This is a genomic window from Chitinophaga sp. 180180018-3 (assembly GCF_037893185.1).
Classification (GTDB): domain Bacteria; phylum Bacteroidota; class Bacteroidia; order Chitinophagales; family Chitinophagaceae; genus Chitinophaga.
The window spans coordinates 651,565-672,512 of the sequence record NZ_CP140772.1; the positions used below are offsets into that span (position 1 = coordinate 651,565).

21 protein-coding genes and 3 tRNA genes are annotated in these 20,948 nt (G+C 46.0%); 18 read left to right on the forward strand and 6 right to left on the reverse strand.

Translation table 11 applies throughout. From position 1 onward, the window contains the following. The first annotated feature begins 50 nt into the window (after positions 1-50). The 6 genes from UNH61_RS02605 (at position 51) to UNH61_RS02630 (ending at position 5,424) form a co-directional block, all read left to right on the forward strand. Complete coding sequence (locus UNH61_RS02605) at positions 51-596, forward strand: heavy-metal-associated domain-containing protein (RefSeq protein ID WP_326990553.1); 546 nt, start codon at positions 51-53, stop codon at positions 594-596. Positions 597-607: 11 nt separating this feature from the next. Beyond that, positions 608-1,471, forward strand: coding sequence for a hypothetical protein (locus tag UNH61_RS02610; protein WP_326990554.1), 864 nt, complete (start codon positions 608-610; stop codon positions 1,469-1,471). 3 nt (positions 1,472-1,474) lie between these two features. Next, the gene (locus UNH61_RS02615; protein ID WP_326990555.1) at positions 1,475-2,047 is read left to right on the forward strand and encodes an AraC family transcriptional regulator; all 573 of its coding nucleotides are present in this window, start codon (positions 1,475-1,477) and stop codon (positions 2,045-2,047) included. A 242-nt stretch (positions 2,048-2,289) separates the two neighbouring features. Then, on the forward strand, positions 2,290-3,969 hold the full coding sequence (locus UNH61_RS02620) for a L,D-transpeptidase family protein (RefSeq protein WP_326990556.1): 1,680 nt from the start codon (positions 2,290-2,292) through the stop codon (positions 3,967-3,969). Between the two features lie 82 nt (positions 3,970-4,051). Next, the gene (locus tag UNH61_RS02625) at positions 4,052-4,606 is read left to right on the forward strand and encodes a helix-turn-helix domain-containing protein (protein WP_326990557.1); all 555 of its coding nucleotides are present in this window, start codon (positions 4,052-4,054) and stop codon (positions 4,604-4,606) included. Between the two features lie 14 nt (positions 4,607-4,620). Continuing rightward, positions 4,621-5,424 (forward strand): IS3 family transposase, encoded by an 804-nt coding sequence (locus UNH61_RS02630; RefSeq protein WP_326990558.1) that lies wholly within the window; start codon positions 4,621-4,623, stop codon positions 5,422-5,424. A 102-nt stretch (positions 5,425-5,526) separates the two neighbouring features. Here UNH61_RS02630 and UNH61_RS02635 read toward each other — a convergent pair whose 3' ends face one another. Then, a complete protein-coding gene (locus tag UNH61_RS02635) occupies positions 5,527-6,759 on the reverse strand; it encodes an NADP-dependent isocitrate dehydrogenase (protein ID WP_326990559.1) in 1,233 nt (410 codons plus the stop codon). Between the two features lie 198 nt (positions 6,760-6,957). Then, positions 6,958-8,238, reverse strand: coding sequence for an NADP-dependent isocitrate dehydrogenase (gene icd, locus UNH61_RS02640; RefSeq protein WP_326990560.1), 1,281 nt, complete (start codon positions 8,236-8,238; stop codon positions 6,958-6,960). A 191-nt stretch (positions 8,239-8,429) separates the two neighbouring features. On the opposite strand from icd, the gene UNH61_RS02645 reads away from it, so the two are divergent. The 6 genes from UNH61_RS02645 to UNH61_RS02670 all read left to right on the forward strand — a co-directional run bounded on the left by UNH61_RS02645 (position 8,430) and on the right by UNH61_RS02670 (position 12,917). Continuing rightward, complete coding sequence (locus UNH61_RS02645) at positions 8,430-9,041, forward strand: SGNH/GDSL hydrolase family protein (protein WP_326990561.1); 612 nt, start codon at positions 8,430-8,432, stop codon at positions 9,039-9,041. A gap of 71 nt (positions 9,042-9,112) precedes the next feature. Beyond that, complete coding sequence (locus UNH61_RS02650; protein WP_326990562.1) at positions 9,113-9,781, forward strand: flavodoxin reductase; 669 nt, start codon at positions 9,113-9,115, stop codon at positions 9,779-9,781. Positions 9,782-9,898: 117 nt separating this feature from the next. Beyond that, a complete protein-coding gene (locus UNH61_RS02655) occupies positions 9,899-10,696 on the forward strand; it encodes a hypothetical protein (RefSeq protein ID WP_326990563.1) in 798 nt (265 codons plus the stop codon). Positions 10,697-10,758: 62 nt separating this feature from the next. Further along, a complete protein-coding gene (locus UNH61_RS02660; RefSeq protein WP_326990564.1) occupies positions 10,759-11,112 on the forward strand; it encodes a DUF4288 domain-containing protein in 354 nt (117 codons plus the stop codon). A 19-nt stretch (positions 11,113-11,131) separates the two neighbouring features. After that, positions 11,132-12,196 (forward strand): histidine kinase, encoded by a 1,065-nt coding sequence (locus UNH61_RS02665; protein WP_326990565.1) that lies wholly within the window; start codon positions 11,132-11,134, stop codon positions 12,194-12,196. Then, complete coding sequence (locus tag UNH61_RS02670) at positions 12,174-12,917, forward strand: LytTR family transcriptional regulator DNA-binding domain-containing protein (protein ID WP_326990566.1); 744 nt, start codon at positions 12,174-12,176, stop codon at positions 12,915-12,917. Before UNH61_RS02665 ends, UNH61_RS02670 begins: the two co-directional genes overlap by 23 nt. A 19-nt stretch (positions 12,918-12,936) precedes the next feature. Here UNH61_RS02670 and UNH61_RS02675 read toward each other — a convergent pair whose 3' ends face one another. From UNH61_RS02675 to UNH61_RS02685, 3 genes are read right to left on the reverse strand one after another with little or no spacing between them, the layout of a single operon-like run. Next, entirely contained in the window at positions 12,937-13,323 is a 387-nt protein-coding gene (locus UNH61_RS02675) for a hypothetical protein (protein ID WP_326990567.1), read from the reverse strand. Between the two features lie 39 nt (positions 13,324-13,362). Continuing rightward, entirely contained in the window at positions 13,363-15,234 is a 1,872-nt protein-coding gene (locus tag UNH61_RS02680; protein ID WP_326990568.1) for an Nramp family divalent metal transporter, read from the reverse strand. A 37-nt stretch (positions 15,235-15,271) separates the two neighbouring features. After that, the gene (locus UNH61_RS02685) at positions 15,272-15,934 is read right to left on the reverse strand and encodes a metal-dependent transcriptional regulator (RefSeq protein WP_326990569.1); all 663 of its coding nucleotides are present in this window, start codon (positions 15,932-15,934) and stop codon (positions 15,272-15,274) included. A gap of 131 nt (positions 15,935-16,065) precedes the next feature. Here UNH61_RS02685 and UNH61_RS02690 point away from each other — a divergent pair, with 131 nt between their 5' ends. The 4 genes from UNH61_RS02690 to UNH61_RS02705 all read left to right on the forward strand — a co-directional run bounded on the left by UNH61_RS02690 (position 16,066) and on the right by UNH61_RS02705 (position 17,623). Next, entirely contained in the window at positions 16,066-17,028 is a 963-nt protein-coding gene (locus tag UNH61_RS02690) for a hypothetical protein (protein ID WP_326990570.1), read from the forward strand. Between the two features lie 305 nt (positions 17,029-17,333). Next, positions 17,334-17,408, forward strand: a tRNA-Val gene (locus tag UNH61_RS02695). A gap of 36 nt (positions 17,409-17,444) precedes the next feature. Continuing rightward, positions 17,445-17,519, forward strand: a tRNA-Val gene (locus UNH61_RS02700). 29 nt (positions 17,520-17,548) lie between these two features. Continuing rightward, positions 17,549-17,623: transfer RNA gene (locus UNH61_RS02705), tRNA-Val, on the forward strand. 57 nt (positions 17,624-17,680) lie between these two features. Here UNH61_RS02705 and UNH61_RS02710 read toward each other — a convergent pair. Then, positions 17,681-19,822 (reverse strand): cation:proton antiporter, encoded by a 2,142-nt coding sequence (locus tag UNH61_RS02710; protein WP_326990571.1) that lies wholly within the window; start codon positions 19,820-19,822, stop codon positions 17,681-17,683. Positions 19,823-19,932: 110 nt separating this feature from the next. Here UNH61_RS02710 and UNH61_RS02715 point away from each other — a divergent pair, with 110 nt between their 5' ends. Continuing rightward, on the forward strand, positions 19,933-20,241 hold the full coding sequence (locus UNH61_RS02715) for an ATP-dependent Clp protease adaptor ClpS (protein ID WP_326990572.1): 309 nt from the start codon (positions 19,933-19,935) through the stop codon (positions 20,239-20,241). Positions 20,242-20,250: 9 nt separating this feature from the next. After that, positions 20,251-20,889 carry a leucyl/phenylalanyl-tRNA--protein transferase gene (gene aat / locus UNH61_RS02720; RefSeq protein WP_326990573.1) on the forward strand — a complete coding sequence of 213 codons (639 nt, stop codon included), beginning with the start codon at positions 20,251-20,253 and terminating at the stop codon, positions 20,887-20,889. Positions 20,890-20,948: the final 59 nt, after the last annotated feature.

Consider the following 20,948-nt stretch of genomic DNA (forward strand, 5'->3'; position numbering starts at 1 on the left):
CTTACTTTATGTTGTCTTTTTAATTATATTATTATTTAATATTACAGATCATGAAAACGATATCCATTATCATATTGGCATTGGGGCTTACTTTTGGCGCCCAGGCCCAGTTTAAGAAAGCCAGCGTACAGGCAACCGGCCTGACCTGCGCCATGTGTTCCAAAGCTACCTATGAATCCCTGCAGTCGCTGCCATTTGTTGAAAAAATAGAAACCGACCTGGATAACACCACTTTTGTACTGACGTTTAAACAAGGCGTGCCAGTGGTAATTGATGATATTAAGAAGAAAGTGGAAGATGCGGGCTTTTCCGTCGGTAAACTTGTAATGACTGCCAGCTTTAACAGCGTGGAGGTGAAGAATGATGCACACGTGGCTTTTGCGGGAAATACACTGCATTTTATGCATGTAAAGCAGCAGCAATTATCGGGCGATAGGGATATCACCGTTATCGATAAAGACTTCGTATCCGCTAAGCAGTTCAAAAAATATAGTACTGAAACCGCCATGCCCTGCTATAAAACCGGCATGATGGGCGACTGCTGCAAAACCGACGGCGCTGTTACCTCTAAAAGGATTTATCACGTTACTATTTAAAGCCAGCCGTGATGAAGAGAATTTTAATGATAGCAGCGGTTTGCTGTACCATCAGTGGTTTGGCATCGGCCCAGGAACTGTACGTTAACACCGAACCGGCCAGTAACATGCCGGCTCATTCAATGGGATTCAGGCTTACCAACAGGTTTTTCAACATGGAGCATTCCGGGGAGAACGGCGTCCGGTTTGAGCCGGAAGTAATGTGGGGTGTCAATAAAAAGCTGATGATACACCTGGCGGGATATGCTTCCAATATGATGCAGCCCACGTTCCGTGCCGAAGGCGCCAGTGTGTATGCCAAATACCGCTTCCTTTCCCTGGATCAGCAACATGCCCATTTCAGGATGGCTGCCTATATAAAGGGCGCGCTGATCGATAATCCGTATTACCCGGTTATGCCGGCAGGAACACATCCCAGGCGGCCTTATAACAACCGGGAACTGGATCTGGATGGCAGCACATCCGGGGTAAACGGAGGAATCATTGCTACTCAATTGTTACATAAGCTGGCCCTTTCCACTACGTTAGGGTATAACCGTTATATGAATAATGTGAAAGATAATATCCCGGACGACTTCTCCCGAAATTCGGTTAATTATAGTCTTTCTGCAGGGTATTTGCTGCTACCGGTAAAGTATAAGAGCTTTCAGCAAACCAACCTGAACCTGTATGTGGAACTATTGGGAAAAACGAATACTGATGCGGCCGGAAAAGGATCCTACCTGGATATTGCTCCTGCGCTGCAGCTGATCTTTAACAGCACCACCAGGCTGGATTTGTCGTACCGCGCCCAACTGGCAGGCGATATGCCGAGGAATACGTTCAATTCTTTTCTGATCAGAGTGGAACATAATATTTTTAATATCAAAAAATAACAAATGCCTGTAACGGATCTGTATATAAAAAACATGGTATGCCCCCGCTGTATCAAAGTAGTAACTGAAGCTATAGAAGCGCAGCACCTGCAGGTAAAGGATATACAGCTGGGTAAAGCAACCGTGGAAGGAACGGTGGATGACACCCAAATACAACAGCTGGCACAAGCCCTGCAAAAGGAAGGGTTTACACTGATAGATGATAAAAAACAGCAATTGATCAACGGTATCAAGAGCATCATTGTGCAAACAGTTCATCATTCTGAGCTGGATGAAATGAGGGAAAATTTTTCTACCTTACTGTCCGGAAAACTACAGAAAGACTATCACTACCTCAGCAACCTGTTTTCAGAATCGGAAGGCACTACCATCGAGCAATATATTATTCAGCAGAAAATAGAGAAAGTAAAAGAATTACTGGTATATAACGAGCTGAGTTTAAGTGAGATTAGCTATAAGCTGGGATACAGCAGTGTAGCGCATCTTTCTGCACAATTCAAAAAAGTTACCGGTCTTACACCCAGTCAGTTTAAACAATTAAAAGCTCCCGGGCGTATATCTATAGACAAGCTGTAGTACACCTTGCCAGCAAAAGTTAGTTGTTTTAGTTTTAGTTTTAAAAAGAGGCTGCTGCACACCGTAGCCTCTTTTTCCAAAAACAGATGATCATGAAAAAAGTGCTAACAGGTATATTGAAATTTTTGCAATCGTTGTTTATGAAGAAAGACTGCTGTCGCTGATGCTGCGTATTTTCACAGTTAAATAATTTCTGCACAGTATTTGTAAATCCCTATCTTTACCATAGCGATTTACTTTAGATGAAGAAAAGAATTTTAACTATTAGTTTGTTGTGCGGATCTGGAGTATGCTTATTGTTAGCCTGTACCAATAGTAAAAAGAAGCATACCGCCCCAAAACAAAAACAGATTGTAACCAACATCAGGCAACTGGATGAAGTGGTAACCGAAAGTATCACTGAAAGACTATCAGTATTGAAAGACAATGAAGGAGAGATGGAAGATAGCATTCCCGCCTTCAGGCCTTCAGCCATCCAGGAATTTTATGGAAAAGAAAAGCCGGTAAGTCATTGGTCTAAAAATGGTGTGGCCAGTGAAGTGGCGGATTCCATGTTGTATCTGATACAACATGCGGATGATGCCGGGCTACCAGCTAACCGTTATCATGAGCCGGCACTGACTGCTGCATGGCAACAGATGAATAGCGATGCCAATGCAAAAAAAGATGCTGCACTTTGGGCAAAGGTAGATGTACTGCTGACAGATGGCTTTATGAAAATGGCTTCTGATCTGCACTATGGCATTGCTCCCAGAGACAGCGTAACCCTTCGAAAAGATTCTGTATTTACCGACGCGCAACTGGTTGCAAAACTGCAGCAGGCCCTGAATGAAAAGAATGTTACCGGTATGTTGCATTCACTGGAGCCTACACATGCAGGATACCTTGCATTGAAAGAAGGTATACAATCGTTTAAAGAGAAATACCGGGATTATCGCTGGGATACACTACCGCTGAATTATACGGATACTGCGGTTTTCAGGCAATTGGTAGTAAACCGCCTGGTACAAAGCGGGCATCTGGACACCGCCGGAAGGGCAATAGATACTGCGCTGATAAAGAGCAGCATCAAAGCATTCCAGAAGGAGTTCAATATCTATCCCGATGGTGTTGCCGTAAAGAGAACAGTAATAGCATTGAACCGGTCTATGCACGACTGGATTATGCAGGCAGGCATTAACCTCGACAGGTGGCGCAAACTGCCTGACTCCATGCCGGTACGTTATATCATGGTAAACCTGCCGGGTTATACCCTGCGGGTAATCGATAGTGGAGAAGTAAGGTTGGAATCGAAGGTGATTGTGGGAGCGCCACGTACACGTACGCCATTGCTGAATTCCTATATGACGAATTTCCTCCTGTTCCCTTATTGGAGAGTACCGTACAGCATCGTATTTAAAGAGATGTTGCCGGCAATCCAAAAGAATGTGGGCTACCTCGCGTCTAAAAACCTGGAGGTAATAGACCGGAACGGAGAAGTGGTAGATCCGCATACGATCGACTGGCACAAGCTTAGCAAAGGCCATTTTCCGTACGTATTGCGGCAGATGGATGGAGAGGATAATTCATTGGGCGTAATGAAATTCAACTTCCGGAATAAATACAGCGTATATCTGCACGATACCAACAACCGTGGCCTGTTTAAGAACTCTATGCGTGCCATGAGTCATGGTTGCGTAAGAGTACAGCAATGGGACAGCCTTGCGAAGTTCCTTGTATCCGCAGATTCCATTGGCCATAAAGCCGATAGTATCCCGGTATGGCTGGCCAGAGAAGAGAAACGACAGGTGGATTTGCCCAGGCATATCCCCATTTATCTTCGCTATTTCACAGCAGAAGGGCAGAAGGGCAACCTGGTGTTCTTTGATGATATTTATGGAGAAGATAAAGTGATCAGGAAGAAATTAGGAATTGGTAATTAAGCATTAAGAAATAAAGCGAAGACCCTGGCGAAATAATTATGAAGTGCCCCCAAAAAGTTAGACACTTTATGGGGGCATTTTTATGGATAAGCGAATCAAATACAGTTTAGCACAAAAGCAAATAGCAGTTAAGTCCGTACTGTCAGGTCATGACACATTTAGCTCAGCTGCCCGCAAGATCGGAGGCACCGATACCACAATTCACCGTTGGGTCAATCTTTATAAGCTTCATGGACAAGCAGGATTACAGCAGCGCCCAGGTAATTATACAGGAACATTTAAATTCCAGGTGCTCCAGTATATGTTTGAAAAGGGGTTATCTTTAATGCAAACAGCCATGATTTTTGGTATTACCCAGGATAATATAGTTGGTCGATGGCTTAAAAAGTATGAACGAGAGGGAGCTGCCGGGTTGTTAAAAGAGACAAGAGGCCGAAAAAGTTCGACGATGACAAAAAAATCGAAAAAGAGTAAAAAACCAGTAACAGATCCAACACAGGCCAAACTAGCGGCTTTAGAGGCAGAGCTGTTGTATTTGCGGGCGGAGAATGCCTACCTAAAAAAGTTGGATGCCTTAATTCAGGAAGAAAAAGCCGCTCAGGATCAAAACAAGCGGCAAGAGCCATCAGAGAATTAAGGCCGCATTATTCATTGGAGTTACTGCTGAAGGTGGCAGGGATGGCTCGAAGTACTTATTATTACTATCTCAAACAAGTGTCAGTACCTGATAAACATGCCATATTAAAAGGAGCAATAACAGCGCTTTACCATCAGCATAAAGGTAGATATGGCTACAGACGCATAACAGCAGCATTGAGGCGATCAGGCAGGGAAATTAATCACAAGACAGTACTGAAAATGATGAGGGCCTGTAATTTGAAAAGCCTGGTCAGGGTAAAAAAATACAGATCTTATAAAGGGCAGCAGGGCAGAATCGCGCCCAATCTGCTAAAGAGGGATTTTAAAGCAGAGAAGCCCTGCCAAAAATGGGTTACAGATGTAACCATGTTTATGGTAGGAGATCAAAAGCTCTATCTTTCTCCTATAATGGATCTGTACAATGGGGAAATAGTAAGTTATAGTCTATCGGAACGCTCCACCTTTCAGCCAATCATTGATATGCTTCAAAATGCCTTCCCCAGGCTGCCTACCGATAGCAAACTGATATTACACTCTGATCAGGGATGGCAATACCAGATGAAACAATATCAAAAGATGCTGATTGACTGCAATATCGAGCAGAGCATGTCTGGAAAAGGTAATTGTTTGGACAATGCTGCTATGGAGAGTTTCTTTAGTGTCCTAAAAACAGAGTTGTTCTATCTTGAAAAATTTGACTCTATTACAGTCTTAAAACAGCAGATTGAAGAATATATTGGCTACTACAATAACGATAGAATCAAACTAAAATTAAATGGCCTGAGCCCTGTAAATTACCGAACTCAGGCCATTTAACTTAATCTCTTTAATTTTAAAAAACGTCTAACCTTTTGGGTTCACTCCAATTACAAGTCGCCAGGGTCTTCGCTTTATTTCTTAATGCTTAATTACCAATTCTTACTTCTGCAGCTTTGCTTTCAGCGCAGCATCCAGTGCATCGAGGAACTCTTCTGTATACAGGTAATGTTTACCGTGTTCTACTTTGTTTCCGTGGATACAAACCGCGAGATCTTTGGTCATTTTGCCGCTTTCAACAGTTTCGATACAAACCTGCTCCAGTGCGTGGCAGAAGTCGATCAGTGCCTGGTTGCTATCCAGCTTACCACGGAATTCCAGACCGCGGGTCCATGCGAAAATAGAAGCGATAGGGTTGGTGGAAGTAGGCTTACCAGCCTGGTGATCGCGATAGTGGCGGGTTACAGTACCGTGTGCAGCTTCGGCCTCCATTGTTTTACCATCGGGAGTAATGAGGGTAGAAGTCATCAGGCCGAGGGAACCGAAACCTTGTGCAACAGTGTCGGACTGTACGTCGCCGTCGTAGTTTTTACAAGCCCATACGAAGTTTCCGTGCCATTTCAGTGCGCTGGCAACCATGTCATCGATGAGGCGGTGCTCGTAGGTTAAGCCGTTAGCATCGAACTGTGCTTTGAATTCCTGCTGATAGATTTCTTCAAAAATATCTTTAAAACGACCATCGTATTTTTTCAGGATGGTGTTTTTGGTGCTCAGGTACAGTGGCCATTTTTTCATCAGCGCCTGGTTGAAGCAGGCACGTGCAAAGCCTTTGATAGATTCGTCGGTATTGTACATCGCGAGGGCAACACCATCTCCTTTGAAGTTATATACTTCATGTTCGATCACTTCACCATTCTCTCCTTCGAATTTAATAGTCAGTTTGCCTTTGCCTTTGGTAACGAAGTCAGTAGCGCGGTACTGATCGCCGAAAGCATGACGGCCTATGCAGATGGGGGCAGTCCAGTTAGGAACGAGACGGGGCACATTACTCATAACGATAGGCTCGCGGAATACAGTACCATCCAGAATATTACGGATAGTTCCGTTCGGAGACTTCCACATTTGTTTCAGGTTGAATTCCTTTACACGTGCTTCATCCGGAGTAATGGTAGCGCATTTGATACCAACACCAACTTCTTTGATAGCATTGGCTGCATCGATAGTCACCTGGTCGTTGGTCGCATCGCGATGCTCCATGCCCAGATCAAAATATTTGATATTAACATCCAGGTATGGAAGTATCAGTTTGTCCTTGATGAATTTCCAGATGATCCGTGTCATCTCATCACCATCCAGTTCTACCACCGGATTAGCAACTTTAATTTTTTCTGCCATTTCGGGTTTTTTAAAAATTAGATTAAAAGCACAAATAGCTGTTAGCTATTATTGGGCTATATCCGTTTCGGGATAATCATGAAAAATACAAATAGCTGTGAAAAAAACAAAATAGGTTTTGACCAAACAAAATACAGCGAAGATTATATATTGTTTTAATACTATATAATCTTCGCTGCATTTACTAAAAGCTGGCAGTTAGTGGCTGGCAGTTACCATTTGTTTTATCACTTCATCCGCAAATTCGCTGGTTTTTACCAGGGTAGCATCATCCATCAGGTTGTAGAAATCGATGGTGACACGTTTGCGCATGATAGCTGTGCTGAGGCCGTGGGTAATGATTGCAGCCGCTTCTTTCCAGCCCATGTATTCCAGCATCATGACACCACTGAGGATCACTGATGAAGGGTTCATGGTGTTGGTGTTTGCGAAACGGGGAGCAGTACCGTGCGTAGCTTCGAAAACAGCATGACCGGTTTTGTAGTTGATGTTGGCGCCAGGGGCAATACCAATACCGCCTACGGCAGCAGCCAATGCATCGGAGATATAATCGCCATTCAGGTTCAGCGTGGCTACTACGGAGTAGTCTTGCGGCGCGAGCAATATCTGTTGCAGGAAGTTATCAGCGATAACATCCTTGATCAGCAGTTTGCCGTGTGCTGTTGCTACTTTCAGTTCTTTATTGGCTTCTTCTTCACCCAGTGCCTTCTTGGTTTTTTCCCAATGCTCCCAGGTATATACTTTGTCACCAAACTCTCTTTCAGCGAGTGTATAGCCCCAGTTTTTGAAACCACCTTCGGTGAACTTCATGATGTTACCTTTGTGAACGAGGGTAACAGAAGGGCGTTTATGTTCGAGCGCATAAAGGATAGCTGCGCGTACCAGCCGCTCAGTACCTTCGATGGATACCGGTTTGATGCCCAGAGAAGTAGTTTCAGGGAACCTGATCTGCTTAACGCCCATTTCATTCTGGAGGAAATCGAGCAGTTTTTTTGCTTCCGGTGTACCAGTCATGTACTCTATACCCGCATAGATGTCTTCCGTATTTTCGCGGAAAATCACCATGTCTACTTTCTCCGGATGTTTCACAGGAGAAGGTACCTTGTTGAACCAACGTACAGGTCTTACGCAGGCGTACAGGTCCAGTTCCTGGCGCATGGCCACATTAAGAGAACGGATACCACCTCCAACGGGGGTAGACAGCGGGCCTTTGATGGATACCAGGTACTCTTTCAGTGCATCCAGCGTTTCCTTCGGCAGCCATTCGCCTGTTTGCTGGAAGGCTTTTTCACCTGCCAGTACTTCTTTCCATTCAATTTTCCGATCACCACCATAGGCTTTTTCCACAGCTGCGTCGAATACACGAACACTGGCTCTCCAGATGTCGGGACCAATTCCGTCGCCTTCTATAAATGGGATGATGGGTTGTGCAGGGACCTGTAACAGGCCATTGTTCATCGATATTTTTTCTGCCGGCATAAAACGGTTTCTTTATGCGTTACGTAATTGTTGTAATCGCGTGCAAAGGTAACGCATTTCAGTTGAAAGCAGGGGGAAGTTTGTGTTGTTTTAAGGTGAAAATACCATCTGTATATAACTTTTTGCTTATGTTAGGATTAATGTTATTTTGCTGCTTACTTTTTACAGCAACAAAATCTTCTGACACCAGTATGAGTCCCCTCAAATATCTCGCTTTGGGCGACAGTTATACCATTGGAGAAATGGTTCCGGAATCTGATCGCTTTCCCGTACAGGCGGCAACGTTGCTCAGGCAACATGGATTCGATATAGCAACGCCCCGCATCATTGCCACCACCGGGTGGACTACCGATGAACTGGCGGCTGGTATTGAGACTGCTCATATTACAGCTATTTATGATGTAGTAACCCTGCTCATAGGAGTTAACAATCAATACCGGGGCCGTACCGTAGCGGAATATATACCGGAATTTACCGGGCTTTTACAGCAGGCCATTGCATTTGCGGGGAACAGACCAGACCGTGTGGTGGTACTGTCTATCCCGGACTGGGGAGTAACACCCTTTGCGACCGGTCGCGACCGGGAGCAGATTGCCACCGAAATAGATGCTTATAATGCGGCTAACAAGGCCGTAGCCGGGGAGTTGAAGGTATCCTACCTGGATATCACGCCATTCACACGGGAAGCGGCTCACGATAATACGTTAGTAGCGCCCGATGGATTACATCCTTCCGGTAAGGATTATCATCGCTGGGCCCTGGCGCTGGTTCCCTTGCTGGAAAAGGCACTGAAACAACATTAAACCTGTTGCAACACGCGTTGCACCACGATGAAAAATACCCTACTTTCATATCTTAAAAGAAAACCCGGACCATGGAGCGCCATATCGTTAAAATTCTGGCAGTAAATCCCGTTACGCACAACGTGCGGCAATATACCGTAGAGAAACCCCATGGGTATACCTTTATCCCTGGCCAGGCTACAGAAGTGGCCATCAATAAACCCGGCTGGGAAGAGGAAAGGCGCCCCTTTACCTTTACAGGCCTGAACAGTTGGAGAGACCTGGAATTCACGATTAAGAGCTACAACGATCACGACGGCGTGACCCGTCAGTTAGGTCAGTTAGAGGCCGGAGATGAGCTTATCCTGCACGATGTATGGGGAGCCATCCGGTATAAGGGAGAAGGCGTGTTTATTGCCGGCGGTGCAGGAGTAACCCCTTTTATTGCCATCTTCCGGGACCTCCAGCAAAATGGAATGCTGGGGAATAACCAGCTTATCTGCTCCAACAAAACATTAGGGGATATTATCCTGAAAGATGAATTTGAAATGATGCTGGGCAAGCGCTTTATAAATACGCTTACCGCCCAGGAAGTAGCGGCATATGACCATCACACCATCGATGAAGCCTATTTAAGGGAAAAAATACACGATTTCAGCCAACATTTCTATATCTGCGGTCCCGATCTTATGGTACAACAACTGAAGATGACACTGGAAAAACTGACCGGGAATGACGAGTTGGTGACGGTAGAACTCTGACGCACCATTTTCACCGGCATTTTCATGTGTTTTACCGGTAGTGCTGCTTTTTTAGCCTAAAGGCTGTTTCCCGGCAGCCAAACCCGTTCTACATTTGTATCATAAACATTAAAACAAATGAGAAACGACGATATTGATATTTCAAAAAATGAGGCTTCAAAAGAGGATACGCCAAAAAGAAAGCACCACGGTATAGGAGGGATTATTCTTGTGATCATTGGTTTGGGTCTTTTGTTAAGACGTATTAACCTTGGGGTGCCTGATTATTATTTCTCCTGGCAGACGTTGCTGATTGCCATTGGTCTGGTGGTAGGTATTAAGTCTAACTTCCGTTTTGGTGCATGGCTGGTAATGGTGCTGGTGGGTGGTATTTTTCTGGCAGCCGAGGCTTTTAAACTGCCATATAACACCGCGCAATTTATATGGCCGGTGGTGATGATCATGGTGGGTATCATGATGATCTTTAAGAGAAGTTTTCACATGGACGGCTGGAAAAAAGATTGGAAGAACAAAGACTGGAAAGACTATGCCAGTAAAAATATTCCATATGGTTCTATGATGGATTATGCCACAGGAGAAGATGTGCTGGATGCAACCGCCATTTTTGGCAGCGTCAACAAAGTGATTGTGTCAAAGAATTTCAAAGGAGGCGCGGTGACTTCCATATTTGGTGGCTCCACCCTGAATTTCATGAAAGCAGATATTGACGGCATGGCCATATTGGATGTAACAGCCGTTATGGGCGGTTGTGAACTGATTGTGCCGGCCAACTGGAAAGTGCAGATGGATTTAACCACCATCATGGGTGGTGTGGAAGATAAACGCTTTATGGAAGCACAGCCCACCGGTCCGGAAAAGATCCTGAAAATAACCGGCGCCTGTGTGATGGGCGGTGTAGAAGTAAAAAGCTATTGATTATAAACCCTTATTAAGAAGATTCGACTTTATCTTATTCCAACTATTTTAAATCATATTTTATGCATTGGTTTGTTGCGAAAGTAGTTTATCAGATCATCTGTGGCCAGGGTAATCATACCCCGCAGTTTGATGAACAATTAAGACTGATTAGCGCCGTTTCCAAAAAAGATGCTTGTGAGAAAGCCCGTGAGATAGGTATGCAGGAACAGTATGCCTTCAGGAATCAACAGCAGGAACTGGTACAATGGAAGTTCATCAATGTACCTGAAATATATACCCTCGATCAGCTGACAGATGGTATGGAGCTTTATTCCCGCATAGAAGAGCCCGGAGATCCCAACTCTTATATTGCGTGGTTGCAAATGAAATCTGCGCAGCTGCAGGGACAGCAATACATAGAACTTAACGTATAACAGATAAACAGCGCCACTGGTGAAACAAATAATTACAGGTACCGTCTGGTTGATTTTTCTTGCAAGTGTTGCCTTCTGGATGTTATTGTATGGCGGCCTGCTCTGGTACTGGTTCGATATTTCGCTGTGGAAAGCGCTGCTGGATAGTACCGTACATGCGGTGTTGCTGGGAGCCGCCGGGATTGTGATCAGCCGGAACGTAGCATATTACCGGCCTGCGGATGGATCCATGAAGTATGGGTATGTGGTAGCGGTGAGTTTTGCGTTATCCATTTTCTGGGTTTGTTTGAGCCGCTGGATACTGATGAGTGCTGTTACCGATGATCCGGCATATATCCATTGGTTAAACAATGCCATCCCGATTCACGCCTTCGTGGGCTGGATCCTGATTGCAGGAATAGGATTCAGAAGCCAGATGTGGTATGATGCGGAAGAACAACAGGCCAGTCGCGCGAGGAAAGAAGCTACTGAGAAGATTGCGCGGGAAGCCGAGCTCTTTAAATTAAGGCAACAGCTGCAGCCACATTTTCTGTTCAACAGCCTGAACTCTATCAATGCGCTGATTGTGTTGCGTCCGAAAGAAGCCAGGGAAATGGTTCTGAAACTTTCTGATTTTCTGAGAGGATCACTGAAGCGGGAAGATGAGCAATGGATCACGCTCGATGAAGAACTGAATTACCTGCAGTTATACCTGGATATAGAGAAGGTTCGTTTTGGACATCGTTTAACCACCGACGTTATACCTGAAGAGGGCACCGGAAAACTGATGATGCCGCCTATGCTGCTGCAGCCGGTTGTGGAAAACGCTATCAAGTTCGGGTTGTACGATACTACCGGTGATATTACCATCGGCATAAAGGCCTGGGAAAAAGACAACATGCTGTTTATTTCTATACAAAACCCGTTTGATACAGCGTTACAGCAACAGCCCAATAAAGGTACCGGTTTTGGATTAAACTCCATACAGCGCAGGCTTTACCTGCTTTTCGCACGGCAGGATCTGCTGGAAACCAGTGTCAGTGAAAATATATTTACAACTATTATTAAAGTACCACAAACGCATGATAAAAGCAGTAATAATTGATGACGAACCATTAGCCCGGGAAGTAGTGAAGGAGTACCTGCTGAACTTTCCGCAAATCCAGGTAGTACAGGAATGCAATGATGGATTCGATGGACTGAAAGCTATTCAACAGCATCAGCCGGATATCATTTTTCTGGATATACAGATGCCAAAGATCACTGGTTTTGAAATGCTGGAGCTGGTGGAAAGCATGCCTGCTGTTATCTTTACAACCGCTTTTGAAGAGCACGCCATCCGGGCTTTTGAAGTGCACGCAGTGGATTATCTGCTGAAGCCTTTTTCTGCCGACAGGTTTAATAAAGCGGTGCAGAAATGGCTGGATGAATTTCAGACACGCACTGCTGTTGCTGCTACCGCTGCTTTGCTGGAAACTGCTTCCAGTACACCGGTTCAAAGCAATCGGGTGGTGATAAAACTAAACGGAAAAATCAAGATCATCCCGGTACAGGATATTCATTACCTCGAGGCAGCAGATGATTATGTGAAGATCGTTACCCAGGAAGGCAGTTTCCTGAAAAATAAAACCATGTCTTTTTTCGAGCAAACGCTCGATCCGCAACAGTTTGCGCGGGTACACCGTTCGTATATGCTCAATGTGAACCAGGTAACGCGTATAGATCCTTACGAAAAGGAAAACCACCTGGCTATTTTGCGCAGCGGTGCGCGTGTGCTGGTTAGCAAAACCGGCTATCCTAAGCTGAAAGCCGCACTGGGACTATAATACAATCACTCATCATATATTAGAGCTGGAACAGCTGTTCCAGCTTTTCTTTTTTAAGTATCTTCTGCACCTGTATACCGGTAGCGACTATACGATTCCCACACTTTGCTTCGTATTCACAGGTGATCTCATTTTTTCGTATCTCCGTTACCGTTGCAATGAAATCGACCTGGCTGCCTGCCACCGCCGGAGAAACATGATCCACTGTAAGCCTGATGCCGATGCCCTCTTCCGAAGCTTCCTTCATATCCAGTACAAACAGCCGGCAGCACCATTCCGCATCCCTTGCCAGCGCAAAAGTGGCATACACCGGATGTACGTTGCCGTTATCGAAAGTGGCGCAATCTTCCTGCCGCACAATGCGGCTGAATTGCCTGGTGTTGCCGGGATGTACATTGTCTAACATAACAATTGGTTTGCCGGTGATGAATGAACGATGTGTTACTTATTGTACAACCAGTACCGGAATTTTGACCTGGTGTCTTACCTGGTTGGCTGTTTCGCCGTACAGCCAGTCTTTGAATCCTTTGTGCCCGTGGCCGCCAAGTACCAGGAAGTCAGCTTTTTCCTCCTGCACAATCCTGGCTATTTCCTTTGATCTCCTGCGGAAACCGAGTACTCCTTTTGCGTGGATGTTGCGGCTCTTCAGCAATGCAATGTAAGTATCCAGCTGGGCCTGATCCCTGCGTGTCTCCAGGTCATCGGAATCTTTACCGAAGTATTTTGCCGAGGCGCTTTCCACGATATGTATCAGGATGTATTGCGTGTGTTCGTTACCGTGAGCGATGGCGTTGGTGATAATCTCTTTGTCTTTATGGCTGAAATCGAGTGCCATGGCTATGCAGCGGTAAACTGGTTTTTCCATTTCTCCCAATGACACCTGTGCGGTGTGTATGCCGGCAGCGGCATCTTCCCGGTAGCGGCGGCGAAGCGGGTATATGATAGTGATGAGCAGCAGGATGACGAAGCCGGCGCAACCGGCAATGATAAGGCCATCTACCCAGATATTTCCTGTACCGGACATATATTCGAAGGCTTCAGAGAATACCATACGCAAGTTAAGATACACCAGCAAAATAGTCACTGCCCAGCTGAATATTTTAGTGATGGTACCGATAGCAAAGCTACCCATGGTTTTCTTATCGCTTACAAAATGGATCAGCGGAATAATAGCGAAGCCCAGTTGCAGGCTCAATAGCACCTGGCTGAATACGAGCAGGGCACCTACTTCTTTGTCGCCCGCAATGAGGATAGTCAGCAGGGCCGGCACAATAGCCAGCAGCCTTGTCAGCAGGCGGCGCAACCAGGGATTGATGCGGAGACGCAGGTATCCTTCCATAACGATCTGGCCGGCGAGTGTACCGGTAACCGTAGAGCTTTGTCCGGCCGCGATCAGTGCAATGGCGAACAGGAATGGCGCCAGTTTGCTGCCCAGCAGCTGATCCAGCAGTTTATGTGCATCCTGGATCTCGGCCACATCGGTGCGTCCGCTTTTGAAGAACACGGCTGCGGCCAGTATCAGGATAGCGGCGTTTACAAGAAATGCCAGGTTCAGGGCGATGGTGCTATCGAGGAAATTCATTTTGATAGCCTGGCGAATGCCGGCATCGTCGCGCCTGATCTTGCGGGTTTGAACCAGAGCAGAATGCAGGTACAGGTTATGCGGCATCACAGTGGCGCCAATAATGCCAATCGCGATATAGAGGGCGTTATTATCGGGGATAGTAGGAATAAGTCCTTTTGCCACTTCGCTCACCTGTGGCTTTACCAGTAACAGTTCTATCAGGAATGAGGCGCCTATCACTGCCACCAGTGCGATGATGAAGCCTTCCATTTTACGGATGCCGTAGCGTTGCAGCACCAGCAGCAGGAGGGTGTCCAGCACGGTGAGGCTAACGCCCCATATGAGCGGTAGTCCGGTGAGCAGTTGTATACCAATAGCCATACCCAGTACTTCGGCCAGGTCGGTAGCAGCAATGGCTATTTCGGCCAGTATGTACAGTATGAAGTTGATGCCGGCGGGGTAGGTTTCGCGGTTGGCCTGTGCCAGGTCGCGCCCCCTGACAATGCCGAGGCGTGCGCTGAGGCTTTGCAGCAACAGGGCCATCAGGTTGCTCATCAGCAGCACCCAGATCAGTTTGTAGCCGTATTGGCTGCCCCCGGCGAGGTCTGTAGCCCAGTTGCCCGGATCCATATAACCCACACTCACCAGGTAGGCCGGCCCCAGGAAGGCAAATATTTTCTTCCATTTCGATTTTCCGTGGGTCTCAACGCTCTGATGTACCTCACTTAATGATGCAGCTTGTATATGTTCCATACTCATGATGATCGTACCAATTCCTTATTCATAAATATCATTGCACCGGCCTTACCATAATGTGTTTCGCTACCTGTTCACTGATGGTAATAGGAGGCTGTTGCCTGACTTTGATCTCAATAGAGTTGTCGTATTCGTAGTGGGCGATGATCTCCAGCTGAGTGCCCAGTTTGATATGCTTGGCATTGAGAAAGGCCAGCAGAGTGGTGGACTGGTCGGTGACAGCCGTGACCACCAGACGCTTTGCGTTGGCCTGATCTAACGATGTCTGAGGCCGGGGTTTTGCCAGTTTGCCGTTGGCATCCGGAATAGGGTCGCCATGCGGATCGATCAGCGGGTTACCGAGATAATCACTCAGGCGGTTGATCAGTTTTTCACTGCGCACATGTTCCAGTTCCTCTGCCAGCTCGTGTACCTCTTCCCAGCTGAACGATAGCTTATCGACCAGGAAGCATTCCCATAGACGGTGACGCCTGACTACCTGTAAGGCGGTTTTCCTGCCTTCGGGAGATAGGGTAATGCCCTGGTATTTCTCGTATTCGATCAGTTTCTTTTCCTTCAACTTTTTGGCCATGTCGGTTACCGAAGCAGGTTTTGTATCCAGTTCATATGCCAGCGCATTGGTAGTTACCGCTGCATCGCCTTCCTGTAACTTATAAATAGCCTTTATATAATTCTCTTCCGCAACTGATAAATTCATGTTATCTAAAATATTATTTAGACAAATCTAAATAATTTATCTGAACTTTTCACCGCTCCGGTATGTTTTTTGATTTTTAGCGCGCCCATATAAAAATTATATATAATTTTCGCCCAGAATTAATTTGTCGAATGAAGCGTCTCCTTTTAGTTTTACTGTCAATTGGTGTCTTAGCAGCCTGTAAATCAAAGAAAAAGCATGGCCACGGTAGTGAAGAACCGATGACCCTTGAAGAATTTCAGGCATTATTTACACCTGGTTCCCTGCCTTATAAGCTGACACCAGATACCCTGCAACTCAAACTGGCCGATTCGCTGGCGCTGGATACCGGGGCTATGCGGTTTTTAACGGATACGTTAACAAAGCACGACTTCAGCAGAAGCGAGCGGGTGAAGATTTTCCCTTTACAGCGTATTCCCGGCAGTACGGTGAATTATATGCTGGTGAAAGCAGTGGGGAGGGACCAAACAGTTGGTTATCTCTGTATGATGAATAAAAAAGGTAAGTACCTGAACCGTATTCGTGTAGCCAGTACCGTTGGAGATGATGGAGAGCAGACATCGTTGCAGATAGATAATAAAAATGTGGTGAAAGTAACAAACGAGCGCAAACTGACAGCCAGTCGCAGTGCGTTGAAGGAGGATTTTTATGGTGTTAATCCTGATGGAACGGTAACACTGATCATGACTAACAGCAACGGCCCTACGAATGCTAATCAGATATTCAATCCCATAGACACGTTGCCGCGTAAGAATAAGTTTTCGGGTGATTATACTTCCGGAGATATGAGCATTGTTTCTGTGCGGGATGGCGATAAAGATGATCCTAAATCCTTCCTCTTTTTCATCTCCTTCTCCAAAGATAACGGCAGCTGCAAAGGAGAACTGAGCGGCAAGGGGCATTTCCTGGCTGGTAACAGGGGAGAGTACAAAGACAAAGAATCTTCCTGCGGTATCAGTTTTCAGTTTTCGGCCGGCAAAGTGAGCATTCATGAGATAGGCGGCTGTGGTGCTTACCGTGGTGTTAAGTGTTTCTTTGAAGGTGGTTTTGTGAAGAAAGCAGAGAAGAAAGCTGAAAAGAAGAAAAAGAAATAGGCATCCTAAAAATAGTTATCAACAAGCCGGTGTTCAGCCGGCTTGTTGTATTTTGGGGCGGTAACTTTTCTGTACATTATTAAGGAAGAATATATATAATTGCAAAAAGCAATAAGCCCGAAACTGGTTTCGAAGGTAATTTTGCATTCATTGAAAAGCTGCTACAGTCAACCGTTTGAGTGGCATGCCCTGGAGTTGTTTATCATCTTCCTGATTGCTTTTTTTAAAAAATATTTGGTAGAATAAAAATAGTTTATACCTTTGCGATCCAATCGAACGAAAGGAACGATAGGTAAAACAAGAGAGGGAGTTTAGCTCAGCTGGTTCAGAGCATCTGCCTTACAAGCAGAGGGTCGATGGTTCGAATCCGTCAACTCCCACATCAGGAAAGTTTGAAATATTTTAAAGATCTTTAAGGGAGTTTAGCTCAGCTGGTTCAGAGCATCTGCCTTACAAGCAGAGGGTCGATGGTTCGAATCCGTCAACTCCCACACTTGAAAATAACGTTTAAAGATCTTTAGGGAGTTTAGCTCAGCTGGTTCAGAGCATCTGCCTTACAAGCAGAGGGTCGATGGTTCGAATCCGTCAACTCCCACAGGAATAAAAAAGGCTCGCGTTTTCGCGAGCCTTTTTTATTTATACCAATTAGAAATTATTTCCTGAATAGTTTCCTCACAGCTTTACCCAATTTCGCCAGGTTGGCAATCTGTTCCTGGATAGGTGCAAGGGTAAGATCTTCCGGTTGTACGCCAGCTTCGAGCGCTTCAAATTCACGTTGTTCAGGGTAGAGGAGTATGACATTATTTTGTTTGAAATGACGTTCCAGCTTGGCCGGTATGTTATCGAGGTAAGCGTTGTAGGAGAGAGTGCTCTTCCGCGCGGTAACTACTACCAGCAGGTCGTCGCGGGTGATCTCTCTCGACAGGATGAGGAAATCCTCAATGGTATCGAACTGGCGGAAGGTGAGATCCACGCTCATCTTCGATTTTTCGGCGAAGGCCGCTGTAATCACCTGTGTTTTCCGGTTACAATATACGACCATACGGGCGCCTGCCTGTTTGGCCAGCATGAACATTTTTTGCAGGTAATGAAGGAACCCAAGTTCGTATTCGGCGTTGGGTGGCATTACCAGTACCATTTTCTTGGTGGCGCTAAGCGGGAAATGAAAATTACATACATAGATGGTTTCCCATACCCTTTGCAGTACGTTTTCGAGTGTGGTACCGAAGATGCTGCCCAGCCAACGATCGGTGGCGCTGGTTTTGTCGGTCCAGCCGAGGATTACATCGCTGACCAGCAGTTCTTTGGTTGCCCGGGTGATGCCGTCAGAAACGTTCAGGTCTATGCGGGTAACCACCTGTACATCGCTTTCAGTGGCTGCAGCATGGATGACTGCTTTCTCCATCATTTTTCCGGTAAGATGGATCTTCTCCTTAGCTTCTTCATTGTCCTGCACTACCGCCAGCGGGTAAATAGGAGTGGCGGCATTGGTATCTTTGATCATTACCGCGAAATCGAGCAGTGCTTCTATTTTTTCCGGGTTGGAAACCGGTACCAGTATGCGTTCGGGCTGGTCCGGTACTTCCGGTTTGTTCTCTGCTTCCTGTATAGCCAGGCGGCGGCCGGCGCTCTGGGTAACGAAAGAGCCAACGAGGCAGGTGATGAGGATGAGGATCACTGTGCCGTTAAGCACATGCTCATCTACGATGCCCATGTTGTATCCGATGAGGATTACGGCGATAGTAGCGGCCGCATGAGCGCTGCTAAGGCCGAAAATGACGTTTCGTTGTGTGGCACTGTAGCGGAAGCTGAGCTGGGTAAAGAAGGCGGCCAGCCATTTGCTGCTGAGTGCCATCAGGGTCAGCGCGCCGGCTATGATCAGCGCATCGGGACCTTTGAGCAGCACCCGCAGATCTACCAGCATGCCCACACTAATCAGGAAAAAAGGAATGAATATGGCATTGCCTACAAATTCGATCCTGTTCATCAACGGTGATGTATGTGGTATCAGCTGATTGAGCGCCAATCCCGCCAGGAAGGCGCCAATAATGCCTTCTACTCCCGCCAGTTCGGCGAGGAAGGCGGATGCAAACACCAGCGCCAGTACAAATATGAAGTGGGAGGTTTTGTCGTCTTTTATCTTCTTGAAAAACCATCTGCCCAACATGGGCATCAGCCAAAGGATAATAGTGGCAAAAATAACCATGGAAATACCCAGCCGCACCCAGAAATAGGTGTTCAGGTTACCGGCCTGCGCACCGGTAATAATGGCCAGAATCAGCAACACAGCGGTATCTGTGATAATAGTACCCCCCACGGCCACCGTCACTGCTTCATTTTTGGTAATGCCCAGGCGGCTTGCCAGCGGGTAGGCTACGAGTGTATGGGTAGCAAACATGCTGGAAACCAGCAGGGTAGCCATAAAATTAAAGTGCAGCACATAGGTGCATACCACAAAGCCCATTCCCAGCGGTATAAAAAATGTGAAGGCGCCGAATACCATACTCCGGTACCGGTTCTTCAGAAATTCAGTCATATCCAGCTCCAACCCGGCCAGGAACATAATGTACAATAAACCAGCCTTTGCAAACAGATCGATGCTCCCTTTTTCTATGATCTTAAAACCATGATCACCTATGAGCATGCCCGCAATGATCAGCCCGATAATACTCGGTATCCTCAATTTACGTAACAGAATAGGCGCCAGTAATATTATAAATAATACCAGCGAGAAGATCGGTACGGGATCTTTCAGTGGCAGGTTAATATCCATTAATAAAACCAGTCCTTTCATTATAACCATTTTAGTGTGATTGGATATGCTCCAAAATCAGTAACTCCTAACTTAAATATGGATAAATTAACGAATAATCCATGTAATTTTGTGAAAAGCTTTTATTAAACATGACTGATCATACCCATACCAAAGGATTACCGGAGGAAGAGGAAGATGTGCTGGTGGCTGAAGATGAGCAATTTCCGTTCAGCCTGGTAGTCTGGAATGATGATGTAAATACGTTCGATTGGGTTATATCCTCTCTGATGGAAGTATGTGGGCACACTCATGAGCAGGCTGAACAGTGTGCACTCATTATTCATTTTAATGGTAAGTATGCAGTGAAACAGGGTGAGTATATCAAACTAAGGCCCCAATGTGAGGCCCTGCTGGAAAGAGGACTGAGCGCTACCATTGAAGAAATGGCTGGCAGCTGATCATTGGTTATGACAGTGTTCCGACTTAATAAAAAACTGATTTTCCCTCCTGTAGAATTCTCGGAGCCGGACGGATTGCTGGCAGTTGGCGGCGATCTGTCAGTAGAGCGGTTACTGCTGGCTTACAGCTCAGGTATATTTCCCTGGTACGACGAACCTCCTATTCTGTGGTGGAGCCCTGATCCCCGCTTTGTGCTATTTCCCGATGAACTGAAAGTATCTGCCAGTATGAAACAGGTACTCAGAAAAAAACAATTTCGTATATCCTTCAACGAAGATTTTGCCGGTGTAATTGCCCGTTGCGGCAGTATTCCAAGGGGTGGTCAAACCGGTACCTGGATCACAGCAGAAATGCAGGAAGCTTATATACGTTTGCATAAAGCCGGTTATGCCATGTCGGTAGAATGCTGGCTGGGTGAGCAATTGGTGGGTGGCCTGTATGGTGTTAAAAAAGATCATATCTTTTTTGGCGAGTCGATGTTTGCTGAAGTCAGCAATGCCTCCAAAGCTGCTTTTATCACCTTCGTGCAAACCTATGGGCATGAACTGAAAATGATCGATTGCCAGGTACATACACTGCATCTGGCTTCTCTGGGAGCTACTTTTATCAGTAGAGAAGAATTTCTGGAGATCATCGGTTTTTCGTAACTTCTCGTCGTTTCTGTCTCTTTTATATAATAACTCCAATACTGGCACAAAAATTTAAA

What these genes read in the sequence shown, in the direction of transcription:
- UNH61_RS02605 (WP_326990553.1), top strand. Translation starts at nt 51, where the DNA reads ATGAAAACGATATCCATTATCATATTGGCATTGGGGCTTACTTTTGGC.
- UNH61_RS02610 (WP_326990554.1), top strand. Translation starts at nt 608, where the DNA reads ATGAAGAGAATTTTAATGATAGCAGCGGTTTGCTGTACCATCAGTGGT.
- UNH61_RS02615 (WP_326990555.1), top strand. Translation starts at nt 1,475, where the DNA reads ATGCCTGTAACGGATCTGTATATAAAAAACATGGTATGCCCCCGCTGT.
- UNH61_RS02620 (WP_326990556.1), top strand. Translation starts at nt 2,290, where the DNA reads ATGAAGAAAAGAATTTTAACTATTAGTTTGTTGTGCGGATCTGGAGTA.
- UNH61_RS02625 (WP_326990557.1), top strand. Translation starts at nt 4,052, where the DNA reads ATGGATAAGCGAATCAAATACAGTTTAGCACAAAAGCAAATAGCAGTT.
- UNH61_RS02635 (WP_326990559.1), bottom strand. Translation starts at nt 6,759, where the DNA reads ATGGCAGAAAAAATTAAAGTTGCTAATCCGGTGGTAGAACTGGATGGT.
- icd (WP_326990560.1), bottom strand. Translation starts at nt 8,238, where the DNA reads ATGCCGGCAGAAAAAATATCGATGAACAATGGCCTGTTACAGGTCCCT.
- UNH61_RS02645 (WP_326990561.1), top strand. Translation starts at nt 8,430, where the DNA reads ATGAGTCCCCTCAAATATCTCGCTTTGGGCGACAGTTATACCATTGGA.
- UNH61_RS02650 (WP_326990562.1), top strand. Translation starts at nt 9,113, where the DNA reads ATGGAGCGCCATATCGTTAAAATTCTGGCAGTAAATCCCGTTACGCAC.
- UNH61_RS02655 (WP_326990563.1), top strand. Translation starts at nt 9,899, where the DNA reads ATGAGAAACGACGATATTGATATTTCAAAAAATGAGGCTTCAAAAGAG.
- UNH61_RS02660 (WP_326990564.1), top strand. Translation starts at nt 10,759, where the DNA reads ATGCATTGGTTTGTTGCGAAAGTAGTTTATCAGATCATCTGTGGCCAG.
- UNH61_RS02670 (WP_326990566.1), top strand. Translation starts at nt 12,174, where the DNA reads ATGATAAAAGCAGTAATAATTGATGACGAACCATTAGCCCGGGAAGTA.
- UNH61_RS02675 (WP_326990567.1), bottom strand. Translation starts at nt 13,323, where the DNA reads ATGTTAGACAATGTACATCCCGGCAACACCAGGCAATTCAGCCGCATT.
- UNH61_RS02680 (WP_326990568.1), bottom strand. Translation starts at nt 15,234, where the DNA reads ATGGAACATATACAAGCTGCATCATTAAGTGAGGTACATCAGAGCGTT.
- UNH61_RS02685 (WP_326990569.1), bottom strand. Translation starts at nt 15,934, where the DNA reads ATGAATTTATCAGTTGCGGAAGAGAATTATATAAAGGCTATTTATAAG.
- UNH61_RS02690 (WP_326990570.1), top strand. Translation starts at nt 16,066, where the DNA reads ATGAAGCGTCTCCTTTTAGTTTTACTGTCAATTGGTGTCTTAGCAGCC.
- UNH61_RS02710 (WP_326990571.1), bottom strand. Translation starts at nt 19,822, where the DNA reads ATGAAAGGACTGGTTTTATTAATGGATATTAACCTGCCACTGAAAGAT.
- UNH61_RS02715 (WP_326990572.1), top strand. Translation starts at nt 19,933, where the DNA reads ATGACTGATCATACCCATACCAAAGGATTACCGGAGGAAGAGGAAGAT.
- aat (WP_326990573.1), top strand. Translation starts at nt 20,251, where the DNA reads ATGACAGTGTTCCGACTTAATAAAAAACTGATTTTCCCTCCTGTAGAA.